We start from the raw sequence: 21,965 nt of genomic DNA, 5'->3' as shown, positions 1-21,965 counted from the left end.
CGGGCCTAGCGCACCGAGGGGCGCTCCGGCAACTAAAGTTGCTACGACCCCTTCGGCACGCTCTCCCTAATAATCGGCTTTGCAGGCCGTTAGACACCCGGTAGTTTTGCTACCCTGTGTTTATTCCCATTAGGAAAAGACTGAAACCCGCGGTTTTCTTGGTTTTGTCCTGGGTATGGCCAGATAAAAACAGTCAACGATCGAGTATACTCAGACCGGTCCGAGGGATGGGTATTATTCATCCCTTTTTTATTTCAGCCCGAAGTAGCGGAGAGCAGGTTTGCGGGTCAGGCGTTCATTAACGATTAAACAGATGGCAACGGTATCCGGCGTAGCGCTGGTGACAATCTGTATCTTTATCGTGATCCAGTTATTCCATTTTGTGCAGCAGCGCAGGGATGACTATGCCCAGCAACTGGAAAATATTGCTCATTCCGTCCGTCAGCCGCTGGCGGAGGCCGTGTTGCGCATGGACGTGCCGGAAACCAAACGGGTGCTGAATACCCTGTTGCCGGTGGGTATCCTGAGCCGGGCGGATATCGTGTTGCCGAACGAATTCCAGGCGTTACACGCTAATTTCCCGCCGGAACGTCCGGTACCAACGCTGATCGCTCGCCTGTTCGAACTGCCGATCCAGATTTCCGTTCCGCTCTATTCGCTGGAGCGCGTGCCGGCCAACCCGCAGCCACTGGCTTATCTGGTGCTGCAGGCCGATTCGTTCCGCATGTACCAATTCATTCTCAGCATGCTGTCGACCATGTTATCGACCTATTTGCTGTTGGCGCTGATCCTGTCGGTTTCCATAAGCTGGTGTATGAATCGGTTGATGGTGCACCCGCTGCGCGCGATGGCTAAAGAGCTGGATAATATTTCGCAGGAAGAAGCGCCTTATCATCAACTGATGCTGCCGGTGTTACACCAGGACGATGAGCTCGGGCTGCTGGTGCGCAACTACAACCGCAATCAACAGCGGCTGGCCAAAGCCTATGCCGAGATGAGCCGCATGAGCACCCATCATCCGGTCACCGAGCTGCCCAATCAGGCGTTGTTTACTGCCCTGCTGGAGCAGCATATCGCTTCCAGCCTGCGGCCCGAGCGTTTTAATTTGCTGGTTATTGGCATTGAAACCTTGCACGAGGCCTCCGGCGTACTCAATCCGGCAATGCGTGAAGCGCTGTTGTTGACGCTGGCGAAGAAGCTGCGTGAGTGCATCGATGAAAACGGCGTGCTGGCGCAGCTGAGCAAAACCGAGTTTGCCATTCTGGCCAAAGGCGTAGAGCGTCCGTTCCATGCCATGCAACTGGCGCGTCGCATCATGGCGCAGATTAATGCGCCGTTGAGCCTGCAGGAAATGCCGTTGCGGCCAAGCGCCAGCATCGGTATCGCCCATTATCTTAATTCGGGGGAGAGCGCGGAACAGCTGTTGCGCAGTGCTACCTCGGCGATGATGACGGCGCACCGCGAAGGCAAAAATCAGGTGTTGTTCTTCGAACCAAGCCTGACGGAACGCACTCAGAAGCGACTGACGCAGGAAAGTGAAATCCTGCATGCCATCGAGCAGCGCCGCTTTACCCTGTTTTTACAGCCGCAGGTCGATATGCAGTCCAACGCGGTGATCGGCGCCGAGGCGTTGCTGCGCTGGCAGCAGTATGACGGCAGCTTTATCCTGCCGGCAGACGTTATTCCGTTAGCCGAGGAACTCGGCGTGATCGTGCCGCTCGGCAACTGGGTCCTGGAAGAGGCCTGCCTGATCCTGGCGGATTGGCAGACCCGGGGTATTACGCTGCCGCTGGCAGTCAACGTGTCCCCGATCCAGATGAAGCACGAGGATTTTGTCCCGCACCTGAAGAGCCTGTTGGCGCAGCATCAGATTGACCCGCGCAAGCTGCTGTTGGAAATTACCGAAACGGTGCGTATTGACGATCTCGATCGTGCGCTGGCGCTGTTGCGGGAGTTGCACGATTTGGGGCTTTCCATCGCACTGGATGACTTTGGCATGGGATATTCCAGCCTTAATTACCTTAACCGATTGAAATGTTTGCCAATCGACTTGATTAAAATCGACAAGAGCTTTATTCAGGGCCTGCCGACGGACGACGCCATGGTGCGCATCGTCAGTTCGATTTCCGAGGTATTGGCGTTGCCGGTGATGGCCGAAGGCGTCGAAAATGCCGAGCAGCGTGACTGGCTGCTGCAGCACGGTATTCATAGCGGCCAGGGGTTCCTGTTTGCTCGTCCTTTACCGCGCAGTGAGTTTGAAGCCGAGTTTTGCCAGCCTCCAGCCTGAGGCCCTTCCTTGCCTTTTGCCATGGGCGACATCCGCGTCGCCCGTTAATCCCGTCCGAAAACCTTCACTGGGCATCTACCTCTTTTGCATTAGTGCAAACAAAGGCTTACGTAATTTACAGCCTTACATTCGGGCTGGCGCGTTTCAGCTCTTAAATTCGTATCAACATGTATCTAGTGGTGCAACAAATTATTTCCATGTTGTTAGGTGGGTGTTATTTTCCGCGCAAGCGATGAACAGGCGAGATAACTAGACTACCGCCTGGTGCGTGTCTTCCCCCCAAAGGATGTTCATATGAAACTCACTATCTTTAAGAGCCTCTATTTTCAGGTGCTGACAGCGATAACGCTGGGCGTCCTGCTTGGCCATTTCTACCCTGACATTGGCGCGCAGATGAAACCTCTGGGCGATGGATTCGTTAAGCTGATTAAAATGATCATCGCTCCGGTGATCTTCTGTACCGTGGTGACGGGCATCGCGGGTATGGAGAGCATGAAGGCCGTAGGCCGCACCGGTGCGATTGCACTGCTCTATTTTGAAATTGTCAGCACCATTGCGCTGCTGATTGGGTTGCTGATCGTCAACGTGGTACAACCGGGGGCCGGGATGAACATCGACCCTGGCACGCTGGATGCCAAAGCGGTCGCGGTCTACGCCGAGCAGGCCCAGCAGCAAGGTATCATTCCGTTCTTGCTGGACATCATCCCTGGTAGCGTCATCGGCGCCTTCGCCAGCGGTAATATTCTGCAGGTGCTGCTGTTTGCCGTGCTGTTCGGTTTTGCCCTGCATCGTCTGGGTGACAAGGGCCAACTGATCTTCAATGTGATCGAAAGCTTCTCCCGCGTGATCTTCGGCATCATCAATATGATTATGCGCCTGGCACCGTTGGGGGCATTCGGGGCGATGGCGTTTACCATAGGTAAGTACGGTGTGGGCTCGTTGCTGCAACTCGGCCAACTGATTGCCTGCTTCTATCTCACCTGTGTGTTGTTTGTGGTGGTGGTGCTGGGCTCGATTGCCCGTGCCAACGGCTTCAGCATTTTCAAGTTTGTCCGCTATATAAAGGAAGAGCTGTTGATCGTACTCGGGACGTCTTCTTCCGAGTCGGTACTGCCACGCATGCTCGACAAGATGGAAAAACTGGGCTGCAAAAAATCGGTGGTGGGATTGGTTATTCCGACCGGCTATTCCTTTAACCTCGATGGCACCTCGATCTACCTGACCATGGCGGCGGTATTTATCGCGCAGGCGACCAACACCCATATGGATGTTATCCATCAGGTGACTCTGCTGGTGGTGCTGTTGCTGTCCTCTAAAGGGGCGGCAGGGGTGACCGGCAGTGGCTTTATCGTGCTGGCGGCGACCATTTCCGCCGTGGGCCATCTGCCGCTGGCCGGTCTGGCGCTGATCCTGGGTATTGACCGCTTTATGTCTGAAGCCCGCGCCCTGACCAATCTGGTCGGTAACGGTGTGGCCACGGTGGTGGTGGCAAAATGGTGTAAACAGTTGGATGAAAAACAACTGCATGACACCCTGTCCAACAAGCACGGCTCAGGAGCTGATAAAACACTGCCTTCAGCCTGATTTTATCGTCAAATCACCGGTTGCAGCCGCAACCGGTGATGTTTTATCCCCCCGCGTAATGATTTCTTGCATTAAAAACTCGGTTATCCATTATTTTTCACACTAATGAGTGACATCCGCAAAGGCGCGCGGTCTAACTCGATGGTACACTTTCTGCTTTCCGCCCCACTGTGAAACTCAGGGCGTTTTGTAGGCTGTTGGTCGCAGCCTAATATTCCGGTAACTGGAATATCCGCATTTGCATAAAGAAATTGGATAGTCATTAAGTAGGGGTTCACATGCAGGGCACCAGAATTCATCTCATAGCAGGTGGGCTGCTGTTGGCTGCAGCCAACAGCAGCGTGCAGGCTGAAACACTACAACCCGATCCTGCCTGGCAGCAGGGGGCGTTGGCCAACGGGTTTTCATGGCAGATATTAGACACGCCGCAACGACCGAGCGATCGCGTCGAACTGCGGTTGATGGTCAACACCGGCTCGTTAGTGGAGTCTTCGCAACAGATTGGCTTTGCCCATCTGTTGCCGCGCCTGTCTTTGGCGCGTAGCGAAAGCTTTACGCCACCGCAGCTGCGTTCACTGTGGCAACAGAGCGTGGACAGCGAGCGGCCTTTACCGCCGGCCATCAGCTCTTATGACTTCACCATTTATAATCTCAGCCTGCCGAATAACCGCCCAGATGTGCTGAAAGAAGCGCTGGCGTGGCTTTCCGACACTACCGGCAAGCTGGCGATCGACGAACATACGGTGCATGCGGTGGTTAATTCCAGCGTTGATCCGGTCGGGACCTTCCCGCCGAACCCGAAAGATGCCTGGTGGCGTTATCGCCTGAAAGGCTCGACGCTGTTGGCGCACGATCCAGCCCAGCCGCCGAAGCGTCCGGTGAATATCGATCAACTGAAAAAATTCTACCAACAATGGTACACCCCGGATGCGATGACATTGTACGTGGTGGGTAAGGTAGACAGCCGCAGCCTGAGCGAGCAAATCAACAAAGCCTTTTCGCCGCTGCAAGGCAAGCGTGAAACGCCGGCCCTGATGCCAACGCTGACGCCACTGCCACCACAGCCGGTCAGCCTGATCAGCGAACAGGTGAAGCAGGATACGCTGTCGATCATGTGGGATGCCCCATGGCACCCGATCCGGGATTCACAGAATCTGAGCCGCTACTGGCGTGGCGATATGGCCCGCGAGGCTTTATTCTGGCATCTCCAGCAGGTGCTGGAAAAGAGTGACCAGAAGAATCTGCATCTGGGCTCCGATTGCCGCGTGCAATATCAACGGGCTCAATGTGCCATCCATCTCGACACGCCTAATAACAACCTGAACAACAGCCTGGGCTTTATCGCTCGCGAGTTGGCTAATGTACGTAACAATGGGTTGTCGCAGGACGAGTTTAATGCCCTGCTGGCGCAGAAAAACGATCAACTCAGCAAGCTGTTCGCCACCTATGCCCGTACCGATACGGATGTGTTGATGAGTCAGCGCTTGCGCTCGCAACAAAGCGGCGTAGTGGATATCGCGCCGGAGCAGTATCAAAAACTGCGTCAGGAGTTCCTGAGCGGATTGACGCTGGAGGTGCTGAATCAGGAGCTGAAGCTTCAGCTATCCCAGGATGCGACGTTGGTGTTGATGCAGCCGAAAGGGGAGCCGGAGATGAGCATGAAGCAGTTACAGGAAACCTATAACGGCATTATGTCCCCAGCCCCGGCGGTGGTATCGGAAGAAGTCAAACCCACCGATACCGCACCCGCGCCAGAGACCAGCGCACAGTAACGAGAAAGGGGGCGCTCGCCCCCTCAGCTACGGTACAGTACTTTGATGATGTGGTAGCCGAACTGGGTCTTCACCGGGCCGTAGGGCTTCAGCAGCGGAATGCTGAACACCGCTTTATCAAAGGCTGCCACCATGGTGCCCTTGTTGAACTCGCCCAGAGAGCCGCCGTTGCGTTTTGATGGGCAAGTTGAGTATTTGCGCGCCAGGGTGTCAAAGCTGACACCGCGTTTAAGCTTGGCCAGCAGTTCGTCGGCCAGTTTTTCGTTATCTACCAGAATGTGCAGGGCGCACGCCGTCTTTGCCATGGTATTGCCTTTATCGATACAGAAATTGCGCTGATTATACCCGTTAAATCTCATCGGCGCTTTCTGCTACAATCCTCTTCCACGTTATAAATTCGAGCAATAAAGCGCCATGCGATTAAACCCCAGCCAACAACAAGCCGTCGAATTCGTTACCGGGCCCTGCCTGGTGCTGGCCGGTGCCGGTTCCGGCAAGACGCGCGTCATCACCAACAAAATCGCTCACCTGATCCACAACTGTGGTTATCAGGCGCGACACATCGCCGCCGTGACCTTTACCAATAAGGCTGCGCGTGAGATGAAGGAGCGTGTGGCGCAAACCATGGGGCGCAAAGAGGCGCGCGGGCTGTTGATTTCCACTTTCCACACGCTGGGGCTGGAGATCATCAAACGTGAATATGTTGCGCTGGGGATGAAGTCCAATTTCTCACTGTTCGACGACCAGGATCAGTTGGCACTGTTGAAAGAGCTGACCGAAAAATGGCTGGAGAATGATAAAACGCTGGTGGCGCAGCTGATTTCCACCATCTCCAACTGGAAGAATGACCTGGTCGATCCCCAGAAGGCGATGGAGCTGGCGCGTTCCGAACGCGACAAGTTGTTTGCCCATTGCTACGGTCTGTATCACGCGCATATGCGTGCCTGTAACGTGTTGGATTTCGACGATCTAATCCTGTTGCCGACTTTACTGCTGCAGCGCAATGAAGAAGTGCGTGAGCGCTGGCAAAACCGCATCCGCTACCTGTTGGTGGATGAATATCAGGATACCAACACCAGTCAGTACGAACTGGTGAAACTGTTGGTGGGCAACCGTGCGCGCTTTACCGTGGTCGGGGACGATGATCAGTCGATTTACTCCTGGCGTGGGGCGCGCCCACAGAACCTGGTGCTGTTGAAGGAAGACTTTCCGGCACTGCAGGTGATTAAGCTGGAGCAGAACTACCGTTCCAGCGAGCGTATCCTGAAGGCGGCGAATATCTTGATCGCCAATAACCCGCACGTGTTTGAAAAGCGGCTGTTTTCCGAGCTGGGCTACGGCGAAGAGCTGAAAGTGGTGACCGCCAATAATGAGGATCACGAGGCCGAGCGCGTAGTAGGGGAACTGATTGCCCATCACTTCGTGAAGAAAACCAACTACGGCGATTATGCAATCCTCTATCGCGGCAACCATCAGTCGCGGCTGTTTGAAAAAATGCTGATGCAAAACCGCATCCCTTACAAAATCTCCGGCGGCACCTCGTTTTTCTCGCGGCCGGAAATCAAGGATCTGCTGGCCTACCTGCGCGTTCTGACCAACCAGGATGATGACAGCGCGTTCCTGCGTATCGTTAACACGCCAAAGCGTGAGATCGGCCCGGCGACGTTGCAAAAACTGGGTGAATGGGCAAATCAGCGTAACAAAAGCCTGTTCCGTGCCAGTTTCGATCTCGGCCTGAGCCAGCACCTGACTGGTCGCGGGTTAGAATCACTGCAGCGCTTCACTCACTGGCTGGACGGCATTGCCCAACTGGCGGAGCGTGAACCTATAGCCGCAGTGCGTGATCTGATCCACGGCGTCGATTACGAAAGTTGGCTATTTGAAACCTCACCCAGCCCGAAAGCCGCCGAAATGAGGATGAAAAACGTCAATACGCTGTTCGGCTGGATGACGGAAATGCTGGAAGGCAGCGAGCTGGATGAGCCGATGACGCTGACCCAGGTGGTAACCCGCTTTACCCTGCGTGACATGATGGAACGTGGTGAGAGCGATGAAGAGCTGGATCAGGTTCAGTTGATGACGTTGCATGCCTCCAAAGGGCTGGAGTTTCCCTATGTGTTCCTGGTGGGGATGGAGGAGGGGTTACTGCCGCATCAGAGCAGCATTGACGAGGATAACGTCGATGAAGAGCGGCGTCTGGCCTATGTGGGGATCACCCGTGCCCAAAAAGAGCTGATTTTTACCCTGTGTCGCGAACGTCGCCAGTATGGCGAGCTGGTACGGCCGGAACCGAGCCGTTTCTTGCTGGAGTTGCCGCAGGATGATCTGGCGTGGGAAAGTGAACGCAAAGTGGTTAGCCCGCAAGAACGGATGCAAAAAGGGCAGAGCCACCTGGCCAATATTCGTGCTCAGTTGGCCAAGGCGAAAGGCGAAGGTTAAAAGAAAGGGCGCTATTAGCGCCCTTGTCATATCAACGTTGTTCTTCCAGTATCAACGGCCAGTGAACGTAGCTTTGCCAATGACTTTCCTGATCCAGCGCCTCCGCCCGAAGCGGGTGCTGTTCCAGCCAACCTGGCGGCAGGATCACCGTCAGTTCATCATCATTATTGGCGCGCAGGCGTACTGCGGGCAGCGTGTCGTCGCGACGACGACTGGCAAAGATGATCGCCAGGCGTAAAAGTCGGCATAGACGTTGCGCCATACGCGGCGGCAGGGCGTTTTGCTGGCTCAGCAGCGGCAGATCGATAGTGTTGCTCTGATTTTGCAGCAGGGTGGCCAGCAGCTTTTTCTGTGCCGGGGTGAAACCGGGTAAATCCAGATGGCGAATCAGGTAGGCGGCGTGTTGCGGCGCCTGCTTGAAATCAACACTGAGGCCAATTTCGTGGATCAGACAGGCGCTGTGCAATAACTCGCGACATCGCGCATCCAGTTGCCATTCATTGCTTACCTGCTGTGAGAAGTTGGCAGCCAACTGGCTGACGCGTTCGGCCTGCTCGGTATCCAACAGGTAACGCCGCTGCAGGTTGCGAATGGTACGGCTGCGGATGTCCTGTTCAACCGGCAGATGCAGCATGCCATAGACCAGTCCTTCGCGCAGTGCACCGCCGGCCAGCATCATGCTTTCAATGCCCAGCTCCTGGAAAATTGCCAGCAGGATCGACAGCCCGCTGGGAAACACCAGTGCGCGCTCCAGCGTCAGCCCTTCAATTTCCAACTCTTCCAGTTTGCCACACTGAATGGCGCGCTGTTTCAATTGGCGTAGCTTGGACAGGGTGATGCGTTCATCCATGCCCTGCGCCACCATGATTTCCTGCAGCGCCTGAACGGTGCCGGAAGCGCCGACGCAGATTTGCCAGCCGTGTTGACGCAGCTGTGGTGCAATAGGACGCACCATTTCACGTGCAGCCTGTTCGGCCCGCTCGAAATTCTCCTGCCCCAGATTACGATCGCTGAAGAACCGTTCCAGCCAGGTGACACAGCCCATCGACAGACTGTACAGCTGAGCCGCCTGTGCGCCGGTACCGGTGACCAGCTCGGTGCTGCCGCCGCCGATATCGACCACTAAACGTTTGTCCGGCCCCCCGGTGGTATGGGCAACGCCGTGGTAGATCAGGCGCGCTTCTTCCTCGCCGCTGATCACCTGGATCGGGCAGCCGAGGATCTGCTCGGCGGTCTGCAGGAATTCATCGGCATTGGATGCCAGACGCAGCGTGGCCGTGGCGACCACACGGATCTGTGCACGGGGAATGTCCTGCAGACGTTCAGAGAACAGCTTCAGGCATTGCCAGCCGCGCTGCATGGCCTCATGCGAAAGGTGACTGTTCTGATCCAGCCCGGCGGCCAGACGCACTTTGCGCTTGATGCGCGCCAGGGTCTGAATACTGCCGGCCACCTCGCGTACCACCAACATATGGAAGCTGTTGGAGCCAAGGTCGATGGCGGCATAAAGTGCGCTGGAACTGAGCATTATCTATCAGCCTGAACGTTTACGGTTGCTGCGTGGCGCACCGCCACGACGTGGCGCGGAGTTACGGCGTGGGCCGTTGCCGCCGCGTGGGCGTGCCAGGCGTTTCGGCGCAGGCAGGTCACTCATTAACGCATCGCTGTTGTACTTGCTCACCGGAATGCTGTGACCGGTGTAGGTTTCGATCGCCGGCAGGTTGAGTGCGTACTCTTCACAAGCCAGGCTGATGGAATGACCGCTTTCGCCGGCACGACCGGTACGACCGATACGGTGAACGTAGTCTTCGCAGTCGTCAGGCAAGTCGTAGTTGAAGACGTGAGTCACCAACGGGATGTGCAGACCGCGGGCGGCGACGTCGGTGGCGACCAGAATATCGAGGTTGCCCTTGGTGAAGTCATCGAGGATACGCAGACGTTTTTTCTGTGCCACATCGCCGGTCAACAGGCCTACGCGGTGACCATCGGCAGCCAAATGGCCCCAAACGTCTTCACAGCGGTGCTTGGTGTTGGCGAAGATGATGCAGCGGTCTGGCCACTCTTCTTCGATCAGCGTCTGCAACAGGCGCATCTTTTCTTCGTTGGACGGGTAGAACAGTTCTTCTTTAATGCGGTGGCCGGTTTTTTGTTCCGGTTCCACTTCAACATATTCAGCGTTGTTCATCTGCTCGAAGGCCAGCTCGCGTACGCGGTAGGACAGGGTGGCAGAGAACAGCATGTTCAGGCGTTGATCGACCGCAGGCATGCGGCGGAACAACCAGCGGATGTCTTTGATAAAGCCCAGATCGTACATACGGTCGGCTTCATCCAGCACCACAACCTGGATCGCGCCCAGGTCGATATAGTTCTGTTTGGCGTAATCGATTAAACGGCCGGTAGTCCCCACCAGGATATCCACGCCGCTTTCCAGCACTTTCAGCTGTTTGTCGTAGCCATCGCCGCCGTACGCCAGACCCATTTTCAGGCCGGTGGATTGGGAGAGGGCTTCCGCATCGGAGTGGATTTGCACCGCGAGTTCACGCGTTGGCGCCATGATCAAGGCGCGCGGCTGGTTGATCTTGCGATCCTGTTTCGCCGGGTGAGAAAGCAAATAGTGAAAAGTAGACGCTAAAAATGCCAACGTCTTTCCGGTACCGGTTTGCGCCTGACCTGCAACGTCACGCCCAGAGAGCGTGAGCGGCAATGCTAACGCCTGGATAGGCGTGCAATATTGAAACCCTTTCTTTTCAAGGGCTTCAACGACTAACGGGTGCAGGGCGAAGTCGGAAAACTTCTGTTCGGTCAAGTGTGTTTTGCTCATAGTGTGGTAGAATATCAGCTAACTATTGCTTTACGAAAGCGTATCCGGTGAAATAAAGTCACCTTAGGTTGGTTAATGCTACACCAACAAGGTAGACACAATCCTTTGGAGTAGAACATGAGCGATAAAATTATTCACCTGACTGACGGCAGCTTCGACACCGACGTGCTGAAAGCTGAAGGGCCAATCCTGGTCGATTTCTGGGCTGAATGGTGTGGGCCGTGCAAGATGATTGCTCCGATTCTGGATGAGATTGCCGATGAGTTTGAAGGCAAACTGACCATCACCAAGCTGAATATCGACCAGAACCCGGCAACCGCACCCAAGTACGGTATCCGTGGTATCCCTACGCTGTTGCTGTTCAAGAACGGTGAAGTGGCCGCGACCAAGGTTGGTGCGCTGTCCAAAGGTCAGCTCAAAGATTTCCTTAACGCGAATCTGTAATCGGGCGGGAAGCCCTATACCCACTGGATGTGACGCCGCGGCCGAAAACGCCGCCGCGTGAGAGACAACGGGGATATACAGGCGTCTGGCGGGGATGTTCAATTCACCGCTAGACGCCTGCCAAGAAGCGTGTTAAGTTTAACCATACTGCATATAGAACTTGCCCGAAGTTGTAAATCTAAAGAGTCTAAATCTAAATCTAAAGCTTTACTCTGTGTTGAACCGCTGGTTTTGAAAGAAAAAATGAACTCAGCCCGCGTTTTAGCAATCAAACAGTTTTGCAAAATCAATTTTAAGGTACCTTCGATCTTAAACCGTCAATGCGCGCGTCCTCTGTAAGCCATTTCTTACCGTGACAGCTCAGCGCCCGGTGGTCGAACGTCCAGTAAACAGGCACGAATATCCAATGGATTTCAAGGTGTGGCCAGTCGGCAACCGAACACATCTCCGCAGCTTAGTCCGCTAAGCCCAGAGGTGAGCAAGGCAAGCCAACGCAACCACTAGAAAGACCAAAGATATATCCCGCTGCCATACCATTCACGATATTAGTTCGAGACATACCCCGAGTTTAAGAACCCACCACTATGAATCTTACCGAATTAAAGAATACGCCGGTTTCTGAGCTGATTACTCTCGGCGAAAATATGGGGCTGGAAAACCTGGCCCGCATGCGCAAGCAGGACATTATCTTCTCTATCCTTAAGCAACATGCGAAAAGTGGAGAAGATATCTTCGGCGATGGCGTGTTGGAGATATTGCAGGATGGATTTGGTTTCCTCCGCTCTGGAGACAGTTCCTACCTTGCAGGCCCCGACGACATCTACGTATCCCCTAGCCAAATCCGCCGTTTTAACCTCCGTACAGGTGACTCCGTTTCCGGTAAGATTCGTCCGCCAAAAGAAGGCGAGCGCTACTTTGCCCTGTTGAAAGTTAACGAAGTTAACTACGACAAACCGGAAAACGCCCGTAGCAAGATCCTGTTCGAAAACTTAACCCCACTGCATGCCAACTCCCGTCTGCGGATGGAACGCGGTAACGGCTCAACCGAAGACCTGACGGCACGCGTGCTGGACTTGGCTTCGCCGATTGGTCGTGGCCAGCGTGGTTTGATTGTAGCGCCGCCGAAAGCCGGTAAAACCATGCTGCTGCAGAACATTGCGCAGAGCATTGCTTACAACCACCCAGACTGCGTGCTGATGGTACTGCTGATCGACGAACGTCCGGAAGAAGTGACCGAGATGCAGCGTCTGGTGAAGGGCGAAGTTATCGCTTCTACCTTTGACGAACCGGCTTCTCGCCACGTTCAGGTTGCAGAAATGGTGATCGAGAAGGCCAAGCGCCTGGTTGAGCACAAGAAAGACGTGATCATCTTGCTTGACTCCATCACCCGTCTGGCACGTGCCTACAACACCGTAGTTCCGGCTTCCGGTAAAGTGTTGACCGGTGGTGTGGATGCTAACGCCCTGCATCGTCCAAAGCGTTTCTTCGGTGCGGCACGTAACGTTGAGGAAGGCGGCAGCCTGACCATCATCGCTACCGCGCTGGTTGATACCGGGTCGAAAATGGACGAGGTTATCTACGAAGAATTTAAAGGTACCGGCAACATGGAATTGCATCTGGCGCGTAAAATCGCCGAGAAGCGCGTATTCCCTGCGATCGACTACAACCGCTCTGGTACCCGTAAAGAAGAATTGCTCACCACTTCTGAAGAACTGCAGAAAATGTGGATCCTGCGTAAAATCATTCATCCGATGGGTGAGATTGATGCAATGGAATTCCTCATTAACAAGTTGGCCATGACCAAAACCAACGATGAATTCTTCGATATGATGAAGCGCTCATAATGACGATGCGCTCATAATTGAGTAAAAATTCAAAGAACGCCACGCCTAGTCGTGGCGTTTTTTGCTTTTGGCAGATACGATAAGTAACAGAAATGGAAACGTAAGTTATTTTCGTGACTTACTGAGAATTCATCTTATTTGCGGTCGGCGCTTCGTCGTTCGCGCATTGCTACTGTCGAAACAGCAGACAGAGACATTGGAATAAGAATGAATGGCTGTTGTCATAGGAAATGACTGAAAGGTAGCGGGATACCATGGCACAGCCTGTCGCCCGTGTTAAGCTGCCTTATCTTCTACAGAGATCTTGTTAACTGTGAACTTACTCACTATGAGTACTGAAATTCTATTTGTTTTCCTGTTTTCTTTGGCTTTTCTCTTTGTTGCCCGTAAAGCAGCAAAACGTATTGGTCTGGTTGATAAACCTAATTACCGCAAACGCCATCAGGGGCTGATCCCTCTGGTCGGGGGTATTTCTGTTTACGCCGGGCTGTGCTTCGCCTTCTTTATCTCTGACCAATCGATTGCGCATGGCAAACTCTACCTCGCTTGCGCGGGGATATTAGTGTTCGTTGGTGCTCTTGACGATCGTTTCGATATCAGCGTTAAAATTCGAGCGCTGGTTCAGGCTCTGGTCGGCATTGCGATGATGGTCTTCGCCGGGCTTTACCTGCGCAGTTTTGGCCATGTGCTGGGTGATTGGGAAATGCAGTTGGGGCCGTTTGGCTATCTGGTCACGTTGTTTGCCGTGTGGGCTGCGATCAACGCCTTTAACATGGTAGATGGCATCGACGGTCTGCTGGGGGGGCTCTCGTGCGTGTCTTTCGGCGCGCTGGGCGTGTTGCTGTACCTGAGCGGCCATTCTGACCTGGCTTTCTGGTGCTTCGCGATGATTGCCGCCATCGTTCCTTATATCCTGCTTAACCTCGGCATTCTCGGTCGCCGGTATAAAGTGTTTATGGGGGATGCCGGCAGTACGCTGATCGGTTTCACCGCCATTTGGTTGCTGCTGCAAAGCTCGCAGGGTAAAGCGCATTCCATCAACCCTGTGACCGCACTGTGGATTATCGCTATTCCACTGATGGACATGATTGCGATCATGTACCGTCGTTTACGCAAAGGGATGAGCCCTTTCTCCCCAGATCGCCAACACATTCACCACCTGATTATGCGCGCGGGCTTTACGCCACGGCAGGCTTTCGTGTTGATTACCCTGGCGGCGGCACTGCTGGCGGCCATTGGCGTGCTCGGCGAACGTCTTACTTTTATCCCTGAGTGGGTAATGTTGGCATTATTCTTGCTTGCCTTCTTTTTATACGGTTACTGCATTAAGCGCGCCTGGCGTGTTGCACGTTACATTAAGCGTATCAAGCGCCGTCTGCGGCGTTCGAACGGCAATAAGCAAGTATCTTAACCAGAGGCTTTTGGGCAGTGATGAATCCAGAAACAATGTCTGACAAGAATATCCCGGCAGTGGATAACGAACTCGATATCCGCGGCCTGTGCTGCACCCTGTGGCGCGGTAAGCCATGGATTATCGGTATAGCGGCGTTATTTGCCGTGGTTGCGCTGATGGTTTCCTACCTGGTGAAACAGGAGTGGAGTGCGGCAGCAATTACCGATCGGCCAACAGTGAATGCGTTGGGGGGTTATTATTCCCAGCAGCAATTCCTGCGTAATCTGGATGTGCGGACGATGCCGGCCGCCAGCGCCGAGCAGCCGGGCATTGCTGACGAAGCCTATAATGAATTCATTATGCAGTTGGCAGCCTACGATACGCGTCGCGATTTCTGGCTGCAGAGCGATTATTACAAACAGCGCCAGGAAGGCGATGCCGCTGCCGATGCGGCATTGCTGGATGAACTGATTAACAACATTCAGTTTACTCCGCGCGATGATAAAAAAGTGCCGAACGACGGCGTGAAGCTGACGGCGGAAACGGCGGCAGATGCCAACCGTCTGTTACGTCAATACGTGGCGTTTGCCAGCCACCGTGCTGCTCAGCATCTGAACGAAGAGATCCAGGGCGCCTGGGCGGCCCGCACCACCTCGATGAAAGCGCAGGTCAAGCGCCAGGAAGCGGTGGCGGCGGCAGTGTATAAGCGTGAGTTGAACACCATTCAACAGGCGCTGAAAATTGCCGAGACGCAGGGCATCAGCCGGACTCAGACCGATACCCCGGCAGAACAACTGCCAGACTCTGACCTGTTCCTGCTGGGCAAACCTATGCTGCAGGCGCGTTTGGAAGGGCTGCAGGCTTCGGGACCGACCTTCGATCTGGATTATGATCAAAATCGTGCGATGCTGTCGACATTGAACGTCGGCCCGACGCTGGACGAGAAGTTTCAGACTTACCGCTATTTGCGGACCCCGGAAGAACCGGTAAAACGTGATAGCCCACGGCGGATATTCTGGTTGATCATGTGGGGCGCGATGGGCGCTTTGGTTGGCGCAGGTGTTGCCCTGGTGCGTCGGCCGCGTAATTAAAAATAATATAATAACTCGCTGATGGGCACGTAAGTGCCCAATTCGCAGGTACGCCTGCGGTTAACCGACCAAAAGAGATTCGCTGTGAAAGTGTTGACTGTTTTCGGCACCAGACCTGAAGCCATCAAAATGGCCCCGCTGGTACATGCCCTGGCTCAGGATGAAGCCTTTGAATCAAGAGTCTGCGTTACGGCACAGCATCGTGAGATGTTGGATCAGGTATTACGGTTATTTGAGATAGTGCCTGATTACGACCTGAATATCATGAAGCCCGGTCAGGGATTGAGTGAGATCACCTGCCGTATTCTGGAGGGCCTGAAAGGCGTTCTTGAAGAGTTCAAACCGGACGTGGTGCTGGTTCACGGTGATACCACCACCACGCTGGCGACCAGTTTGGCGGCGTTTTACCAGCGTATCCCGGTTGGGCACGTAGAGGCGGGTCTGCGCACCGGCGATCTTTACTCCCCGTGGCCGGAAGAGGCTAACCGCAAACTGACCGGTCATCTGGCGATGTATCATTTTGCCCCGACGGAAAACTCGCGTCAGAACCTGTTGCGCGAACTGCTGCCGGACGATCATATCTTCGTTACCGGCAACACGGTGATTGACGCGCTGTTCTGGGTTCGCGATCGGGTGATGGGTGATGCTGCATTGCATGACAGCCTGGCACAACGCTACCCGTTCCTGGATGCCAATAAAAAAATGATCCTGGTGACCGGCCACCGTCGTGAAAGCTTTGGCGGCGGGTTCGAGCGGATTTGCAGCGCGCTGGCAGAAATTGCCCGTACGCATCCAGAGGTGCAGGTGGTGTACCCGGTGCATCTCAATCCTAACGTCAGCGAGCCGGTCAATCGCATTCTGAAAGGGATTGATAACATCATCCTGATCGACCCGCAGGATTACTTGCCCTTTGTCTACCTGATGGCTAACGCTTATATGATCCTGACCGACTCTGGTGGTATTCAGGAAGAAGCGCCGTCATTGGGCAAACCTGTGCTGGTGATGCGTGACACCACCGAACGACCGGAAGCGGTAGATTCGGGCACGGTGCGTCTGGTGGGAACCGACGTAGCCAAAATTGTTGATGCGGTTACCCGGTTGCTGACGGACGAAAACGAATATCACGCCATGAGCCGGGCGCATAACCCTTACGGTGACGGGCATGCCTGCCAACGTATTCTCGAAGCTTTGAAGAATCATCAGGTGACACTATGAGTTTTAACACTATTTCGGTTATCGGCCTGGGTTATATCGGTCTGCCAACGGCGGCGGCGTTTGCCTCCCGCAAGAAAAAAGTGGTGGGCGTAGATGTTAACCAACATGCGGTGGATACCATTAACCGTGGCGCGATCCATATCGTAGAACCCGATCTGGATAAAGTGGTGAAAGACGCGGTCGACGGCGGCTACCTGCAGGCGGTGACCAAACCCCTGGCTGCGGATGCTTTCCTGATCGCGGTGCCAACGCCGTTTAAAGGCGACCATGAGCCGGACTTGGCCTATGTTGAAGCGGCGGCCAAATCACTGGCGCCGGTGCTGAAAAAGGGCGACCTGGTCATTCTGGAGTCGACCTCTCCGGTGGGTGCCACCGAGCAGATGGCGCAGTGGCTGGCCGAGGCGCGTAGCGATCTCAGCTTCCCGCAGCAGGCAGGCGAAGCTGCGGATATCAATATTGCTTACTGCCCGGAGCGCGTGCTGCCGGGGCAGGTGATGGTTGAGCTAATTCAGAACGATCGCGTGATTGGTGGCATGACGCCAAAATGCTCGGAGCGTGCCAGCACGCTGTACAAGATTTTCCTCGAAGGCGAGTGTGTGATTACCAATTCACGCACTGCAGAGATGTGCAAACTGACCGAAAATAGCTTCCGCGATGTGAATATCGCCTTTGCCAATGAGCTGTCATTGATTTGCGCCGATCAGGGCATCAATGTCTGGGAACTGATCCGTTTGGCGAACCGCCATCCGCGAGTGAATATCCTGCAGCCTGGTCCTGGCGTTGGTGGCCACTGCATCGCGGTCGATCCTTGGTTTATCGTGTCCCAGAACCCGCAGCAGGCGCGTTTGATCCATACTGCACGCCTGGTGAATGACGGGAAACCTTTATGGGTGGTTGATCGCGTCAAAGCGGCAGTGGCCGACTGTCTGGCCGCTACCGATAAACGCGCTTCAGAAGTGAAAATCGCCTGCTTTGGTCTGGCCTTCAAGCCGAATATCGACGATCTGCGCGAAAGTCCGGCGGTGGAAGTGGCACATCTGATTGCCGATTGGCACGTGGGTGAAACCCTGGTGGTTGAGCCAAACGTGGAACAGCTGCCGAAATCGTTGGCCGGCCATGTGACGCTGAAAACGCTGGCCGATGCACTGCAGCAGGCAGATGTGATCGTGATGCTGGTCGACCATAAGCAATTCAAGGCGATCAAACCGGAAGAAATTACGCAATCCTGGGTCGTGGATACCAAAGGGGTATGGCGTTGAAACGTATTTTAGTCACTGGGGGCGCCGGTTTTATTGGCTCCGCGGTTGTGAGGCACATTATTGAAGCCACGCAGGACAGCGTCCTGGTGGTAGACAAGCTTACCTACGCGGGCAATCTGGAGTCGCTCTCGGTGATTGCCGATAACCCACGTTACTCGTTTGAGCAGGTGGATATCTGCGATCGCGCGGCGTTGGATCGGGTGTTTGCCGAGTATCAGCCGGACGTGATTATGCACCTGGCGGCAGAAAGCCATGTTGACCGTTCTATCGACGGCCCGGCGGCATTTATTGAAACCAACGTGGTAGGCACTTACACCATGTTGGAGGCGGCCCGCCATTATTGGCAGCCGCTGGACGCGGAGAAGAAGCAAGGCTTCCGCTTCCACCATATTTCTACCGACGAAGTGTATGGCGATCTGCACGGCACGGACGATTTGTTCACCGAAACCACGCCTTACTCGCCAAGCAGCCCGTATTCGGCCTCCAAGGCTTCCAGCGATCACCTGGTCCGCGCCTGGCTGCGTACCTACGGCCTGCCGACCCTGGTCACCAACTGTTCCAATAACTACGGCCCGTATCACTTCCCGGAGAAGCTTATTCCGCTGGTGATCCTCAATGCCGTTGCCGGTAAGCCATTGCCGGTGTATGGCGACGGGGCGCAGGTGCGTGATTGGCTGTATGTGGAAGACCACGCTCGTGCGCTGTACCAGGTGGTTACCGAAGGCGTGGTGGGGGAAACCTACAATATCGGCGGCCACAACGAGCGCAAGAATATTGAGGTGGTACAAACCATCTGCGATCTGCTGGAAGAGCTGGCACCAAACAAGCCGCAGGGCGTAGAGAAATACCGTGACCTGATTACTTACGTCAAGGATCGTCCGGGCCATGATATGCGCTACGCGATCGATGCCGGAAAAATTGACCGGGAGCTGGGTTGGCACCCGCAGGAAACCTTTGAAAGCGGCATCCGCAAAACGGTTTCCTGGTATCTGAACAATGAAACCTGGTGGCGTCGCGTACAGGACGGTTCCTATGCGGGTGAACGTTTAGGTTTATCCGACTAAATTTAGCGAGGTCGCTGCTAGGGTAGCGGCCCTGTGAGTCTGGAGTGAGTATGAAAGGTATTATTCTGGCGGGCGGTTCCGGCACGCGTTTACATCCGATTACCCGCGGCGTCTCCAAGCAGCTGTTACCTATTTACGACAAACCAATGATCTACTATCCGTTGTCGGTGCTGATGCTGGCGGGGATCCGCGATATTTTGATCATCTCTACTCCGGAAGATTTACCTTCGTTCAGACGCTTGTTGGGTAGCGGCGAAGAGTTTGGCATTAATCTCAGCTATGCCGAACAACCCAGCCCTGACGGCCTGGCGCAGGCGTTTCTGCTTGGCGAAGAGTTCCTGAACGGCGAACCAAGCTGCCTGGTGCTGGGCGATAATATTTATTTTGGTCAAGGGTTTAGTCCGAAACTGAAAACGGTTGCTGCCCGTACGCAAGGCGCCACCGTGTTTGGTTATCAGGTGATGGATCCTGAGCGCTTTGGCGTCGTGGAGTTTGACGATAATTTCCGTGCGCTGTCGATCGAAGAAAAGCCGAAAGAGCCTAAATCCAATTGGGCGGTGACCGGGCTGTATTTTTACGATAGCCAGGTGGTGGAGTTCGCCAAACAGGTCAAGCCTTCGGAGCGCGGCGAGTTGGAGATCACCAGCATTAACCAGATGTATCTGGAGCGTGGTGAACTGACGGTTGAACTGTTGGGACGTGGTTTCGCCTGGCTGGATACCGGTACTCATGACAGCCTGCTGGAAGCCAGCAGCTTTGTGCAGACGGTGGAAAAACGTCAGGGCTTCAAAATTGCCTGTCTGGAAGAGATTGCCTGGCGCAACGGCTGGCTGGACGATGATGGAGTTAAGCGCGCTGCCCGAGCGTTGCTGAAAACCGGTTATGGCAAGTACCTGCTGGATCTGCTGCATGCACGCCCACGCCAGTATTGAGCCCTTAGCCTGGGAAACTGAGTTTTTCGCCCTTAACAGCGCCAAACTCAATTTTTCTACGGCGGCTCCGATACTCACTGAGGCCGAACTGGATGCCTACGCATTGGTGCAGGCCAAAATTCCGGCGCATCAAACGGCCTGGGCGGACGGCTTGGCCCGTTTGGGTTTCCAACTGGTAGAAGGCGAAGTCGATCTGGCGCTGAATATCGGCACGGAATGTGCATCCTCCCAGAGAGTGACGCCGCAGGCGATTCGTTCGGCGGTACCGGCCGATATCCCGGTGCTGCGTGCGGCTGCTGCCAGCGTATTTACCGCCAGCCGTTTCCGCGCCCCCTGGTATCACTCCCAGGATAGCGGCCGCTTTTATGCCGAATGGATAGAAAAGGCGGTATTGGGGACATTTGACCATCAGTGTCTGCTGGCACTGGACGATACTGGGCAGCCGGAAGGCTTTGTCAGCCTGCGTGAACTGGGTGACCAGGAGGCTCGAATCGGCCTGTTGGCGGCGTTCCCCGGCGCGACAGGCAAAGGAATCGGCTCGCGATTGATGGCGGCGGCCATTGCAGAGTGCCGGTCGCTGCAGCGCCTGCGGGTTGCGACTCAGCTAGGTAACATCGGCGCACTACGGCTCTATCAACGACAGGGTGCTGTTATTGAAAGCACCTCGTATTGGTTATACAGAGGAAGACATGATCCCATTTAACGCACCACCGGTTGTTGGCACTGAACTTGACTATATGCAGGCTGCGATGGGCAGTGGCAAGCTGTGTGGTGACGGTGGTTTTACCCGTCGTTGCCAGCAGTGGATGGAACAGCGGTTTGGCAGCCCGAAGGTGCTGTTGACGCCGTCCTGTACCGCATCACTGGAGATGGCGGCGATCCTGCTGGATATCCAGCCGGGTGATGAAGTGATCATGCCAAGTTTTACCTTTGTTTCCACTGCCAACGCTTTTGTGCTGCGCGGTGCCACCGTGGTGTTTGTCGACCTGCGTCCGGACACCATGAACATCGATGAGAGCAAGATCGAAGCGGCAATCACTGATAAGACCCGCGCCATTGTACCGGTGCATTACGCCGGCGTGGCCTGCGAGATGGACACCATCATGGCGCTGGCGGCAAAGTACAAGCTGTTTGTGGTGGAAGATGCCGCGCAGGGCGTGATGTCCACCTACAAGGGGAAGGCGCTCGGTACCATCGGCCATATTGGCTGCTTTAGCTTCCACGAAACCAAAAACTACACCGCAGGCGGTGAGGGCGGTGCCACGCTGATTAACGATCCGGCGTTGATTGACCGGGCGGAAGTCATTCGGGAGAAAGGCACCAACCGCAGCCAGTTCTTCCGCGGCCAGGTGGACAAGTACACCTGGCGTGATATCGGTTCCAGCTATCTGATGTCAGATTTGCAGGCCGCTTATCTGTGGGGCCAACTGGAAGCGGCCGAAGCTATCAACCAACGCCGTCTGAAGCTGTGGCAACAGTACTATGACAGCTTGCAGCCGTTAGCCGAGGCGGGCCGCATTGTGCTGCCGACCATCCCGGCGGACTGTGTGCAAAACGCTCACATGTTTTATATCAAATTGCGCGATGTTGAAGACCGCACGGCGTTTATTGATTACATGAAAGAAGCCGAGATCATGACGGTGTTCCATTACATTCCGCTGCACGATTGCCCGGCGGGCGATCGTTTCGGCCGCTTTGCCGGTGAAGATCGCTTCACCAGCCAAGAGAGCGCACGTCTGGTCCGTTTGCCATTGTTCTACAATATGACTGATATCACTCAGCGCACGGTGATCAATACCATTCTCAGCTTCTTCGCCTGA

General features: G+C 54.9%; 17 protein-coding genes. 14 read left to right on the top strand and 3 right to left on the bottom strand.

What is annotated here, in order from left to right; translation table 11 throughout:
• Window positions 1-280: 280 nt before the first annotated feature.
• The 3 genes from hmsP (at window position 281) to BEI65_RS03815 (ending at window position 5,643) form a co-directional block, all read left to right on the top strand.
• On the top strand, window positions 281-2,287 hold the full coding sequence (gene hmsP, locus BEI65_RS03825; protein WP_099062199.1) for a biofilm formation regulator HmsP: 2,007 nt from the start codon (window positions 281-283) through the stop codon (window positions 2,285-2,287).
• A gap of 294 nt (window positions 2,288-2,581) precedes the next feature.
• Window positions 2,582-3,871, top strand: a complete 1,290-nt coding sequence (locus tag BEI65_RS03820) for a dicarboxylate/amino acid:cation symporter (protein WP_085115759.1) — start codon at window positions 2,582-2,584, stop codon at window positions 3,869-3,871.
• Between the two features lie 278 nt (window positions 3,872-4,149).
• The gene (locus BEI65_RS03815; RefSeq protein ID WP_099062198.1) at window positions 4,150-5,643 is read left to right on the top strand and encodes a pitrilysin family protein; all 1,494 of its coding nucleotides are present in this window, start codon (window positions 4,150-4,152) and stop codon (window positions 5,641-5,643) included.
• A gap of 23 nt (window positions 5,644-5,666) precedes the next feature.
• On the opposite strand, the gene ppiC is transcribed toward BEI65_RS03815, so the two are convergent.
• Window positions 5,667-5,948: a peptidylprolyl isomerase PpiC gene (ppiC, locus tag BEI65_RS03810; protein ID WP_017891252.1), complete on the bottom strand. Its 282-nt coding sequence runs from the start codon at window positions 5,946-5,948 to the stop codon at window positions 5,667-5,669.
• A gap of 109 nt (window positions 5,949-6,057) precedes the next feature.
• Between ppiC and rep the strand changes: the two genes are divergently transcribed.
• A complete protein-coding gene (gene rep, locus BEI65_RS03805; protein ID WP_099062197.1) occupies window positions 6,058-8,082 on the top strand; it encodes a DNA helicase Rep in 2,025 nt (674 codons plus the stop codon).
• 31 nt (window positions 8,083-8,113) lie between these two features.
• On the opposite strand, the gene ppx is transcribed toward rep, so the two are convergent.
• Window positions 8,114-9,610, bottom strand: a complete 1,497-nt coding sequence (gene ppx, locus BEI65_RS03800; RefSeq protein ID WP_099062196.1) for an exopolyphosphatase — start codon at window positions 9,608-9,610, stop codon at window positions 8,114-8,116.
• Between the two features lie 6 nt (window positions 9,611-9,616).
• Window positions 9,617-10,903 (bottom strand): ATP-dependent RNA helicase RhlB, encoded by a 1,287-nt coding sequence (gene rhlB, locus BEI65_RS03795; RefSeq protein WP_099062195.1) that lies wholly within the window; start codon window positions 10,901-10,903, stop codon window positions 9,617-9,619.
• A 117-nt stretch (window positions 10,904-11,020) separates the two neighbouring features.
• Here rhlB and trxA point away from each other — a divergent pair, with 117 nt between their 5' ends.
• From trxA to rffA, 10 genes are all read left to right on the top strand, one after another.
• Window positions 11,021-11,347: a thioredoxin TrxA gene (trxA, locus tag BEI65_RS03790; protein ID WP_037422813.1), complete on the top strand. Its 327-nt coding sequence runs from the start codon at window positions 11,021-11,023 to the stop codon at window positions 11,345-11,347.
• A gap of 584 nt (window positions 11,348-11,931) precedes the next feature.
• Window positions 11,932-13,191 carry a transcription termination factor Rho gene (gene rho / locus BEI65_RS03785; protein WP_004950874.1) on the top strand — a complete coding sequence of 420 codons (1,260 nt, stop codon included), beginning with the start codon at window positions 11,932-11,934 and terminating at the stop codon, window positions 13,189-13,191.
• A 313-nt stretch (window positions 13,192-13,504) separates the two neighbouring features.
• Entirely contained in the window at window positions 13,505-14,602 is a 1,098-nt protein-coding gene (wecA, locus tag BEI65_RS03780) for a UDP-N-acetylglucosamine--undecaprenyl-phosphate N-acetylglucosaminephosphotransferase (protein ID WP_099062194.1), read from the top strand.
• Window positions 14,603-14,622: 20 nt separating this feature from the next.
• Window positions 14,623-15,675 (top strand): ECA polysaccharide chain length modulation protein, encoded by a 1,053-nt coding sequence (wzzE, locus tag BEI65_RS03775; RefSeq protein WP_099062193.1) that lies wholly within the window; start codon window positions 14,623-14,625, stop codon window positions 15,673-15,675.
• 84 nt (window positions 15,676-15,759) lie between these two features.
• Window positions 15,760-16,890, top strand: coding sequence for a non-hydrolyzing UDP-N-acetylglucosamine 2-epimerase (wecB, locus tag BEI65_RS03770; protein WP_099062192.1), 1,131 nt, complete (start codon window positions 15,760-15,762; stop codon window positions 16,888-16,890).
• Window positions 16,887-18,149 (top strand): UDP-N-acetyl-D-mannosamine dehydrogenase, encoded by a 1,263-nt coding sequence (gene wecC / locus BEI65_RS03765; RefSeq protein WP_099062191.1) that lies wholly within the window; start codon window positions 16,887-16,889, stop codon window positions 18,147-18,149. The genes wecB and wecC overlap by 4 nt, the downstream gene beginning before the upstream one ends.
• Complete coding sequence (gene rffG, locus BEI65_RS03760; protein ID WP_198404399.1) at window positions 18,140-19,213, top strand: dTDP-glucose 4,6-dehydratase; 1,074 nt, start codon at window positions 18,140-18,142, stop codon at window positions 19,211-19,213. Before wecC ends, rffG begins: the two co-directional genes overlap by 10 nt.
• A 50-nt stretch (window positions 19,214-19,263) precedes the next feature.
• Window positions 19,264-20,145: a glucose-1-phosphate thymidylyltransferase RfbA gene (rfbA, locus tag BEI65_RS03755; protein WP_099062190.1), complete on the top strand. Its 882-nt coding sequence runs from the start codon at window positions 19,264-19,266 to the stop codon at window positions 20,143-20,145.
• Window positions 20,123-20,848, top strand: coding sequence for a dTDP-4-amino-4,6-dideoxy-D-galactose acyltransferase (rffC, locus tag BEI65_RS03750; RefSeq protein ID WP_099062189.1), 726 nt, complete (start codon window positions 20,123-20,125; stop codon window positions 20,846-20,848). Before rfbA ends, rffC begins: the two co-directional genes overlap by 23 nt.
• A complete protein-coding gene (gene rffA / locus BEI65_RS03745; protein WP_099062188.1) occupies window positions 20,835-21,965 on the top strand; it encodes a dTDP-4-amino-4,6-dideoxygalactose transaminase in 1,131 nt (376 codons plus the stop codon). Before rffC ends, rffA begins: the two co-directional genes overlap by 14 nt.

This window comes from Serratia sp. BW106 (assembly GCF_002607755.1).
Classification (GTDB): Bacteria; Pseudomonadota; Gammaproteobacteria; order Enterobacterales; family Enterobacteriaceae; genus Serratia; species Serratia proteamaculans.
This window is presented reverse-complemented; position numbering and strand designations above follow the sequence as displayed.

Excerpts from the sequence above, each read along its gene's own strand:
- trxA (WP_037422813.1), top strand. The coding sequence starts at position 11,021 with ATGAGCGATAAAATTATTCACCTGACTGACGGCAGCTTCGACACCGAC.
- BEI65_RS03815 (WP_099062198.1), top strand. The coding sequence starts at position 4,150 with ATGCAGGGCACCAGAATTCATCTCATAGCAGGTGGGCTGCTGTTGGCT.
- rho (WP_004950874.1), top strand. The coding sequence starts at position 11,932 with ATGAATCTTACCGAATTAAAGAATACGCCGGTTTCTGAGCTGATTACT.
- rfbA (WP_099062190.1), top strand. The coding sequence starts at position 19,264 with ATGAAAGGTATTATTCTGGCGGGCGGTTCCGGCACGCGTTTACATCCG.
- ppx (WP_099062196.1), bottom strand. The coding sequence starts at position 9,610 with ATGCTCAGTTCCAGCGCACTTTATGCCGCCATCGACCTTGGCTCCAAC.
- rffC (WP_099062189.1), top strand. The coding sequence starts at position 20,123 with ATGCACGCCCACGCCAGTATTGAGCCCTTAGCCTGGGAAACTGAGTTT.
- BEI65_RS03820 (WP_085115759.1), top strand. The coding sequence starts at position 2,582 with ATGAAACTCACTATCTTTAAGAGCCTCTATTTTCAGGTGCTGACAGCG.
- rffG (WP_198404399.1), top strand. The coding sequence starts at position 18,140 with ATGGCGTTGAAACGTATTTTAGTCACTGGGGGCGCCGGTTTTATTGGC.
- rhlB (WP_099062195.1), bottom strand. The coding sequence starts at position 10,903 with ATGAGCAAAACACACTTGACCGAACAGAAGTTTTCCGACTTCGCCCTG.
- ppiC (WP_017891252.1), bottom strand. The coding sequence starts at position 5,948 with ATGGCAAAGACGGCGTGCGCCCTGCACATTCTGGTAGATAACGAAAAA.
- wecC (WP_099062191.1), top strand. The coding sequence starts at position 16,887 with ATGAGTTTTAACACTATTTCGGTTATCGGCCTGGGTTATATCGGTCTG.
- wzzE (WP_099062193.1), top strand. The coding sequence starts at position 14,623 with ATGAATCCAGAAACAATGTCTGACAAGAATATCCCGGCAGTGGATAAC.
- rep (WP_099062197.1), top strand. The coding sequence starts at position 6,058 with ATGCGATTAAACCCCAGCCAACAACAAGCCGTCGAATTCGTTACCGGG.
- rffA (WP_099062188.1), top strand. The coding sequence starts at position 20,835 with ATGATCCCATTTAACGCACCACCGGTTGTTGGCACTGAACTTGACTAT.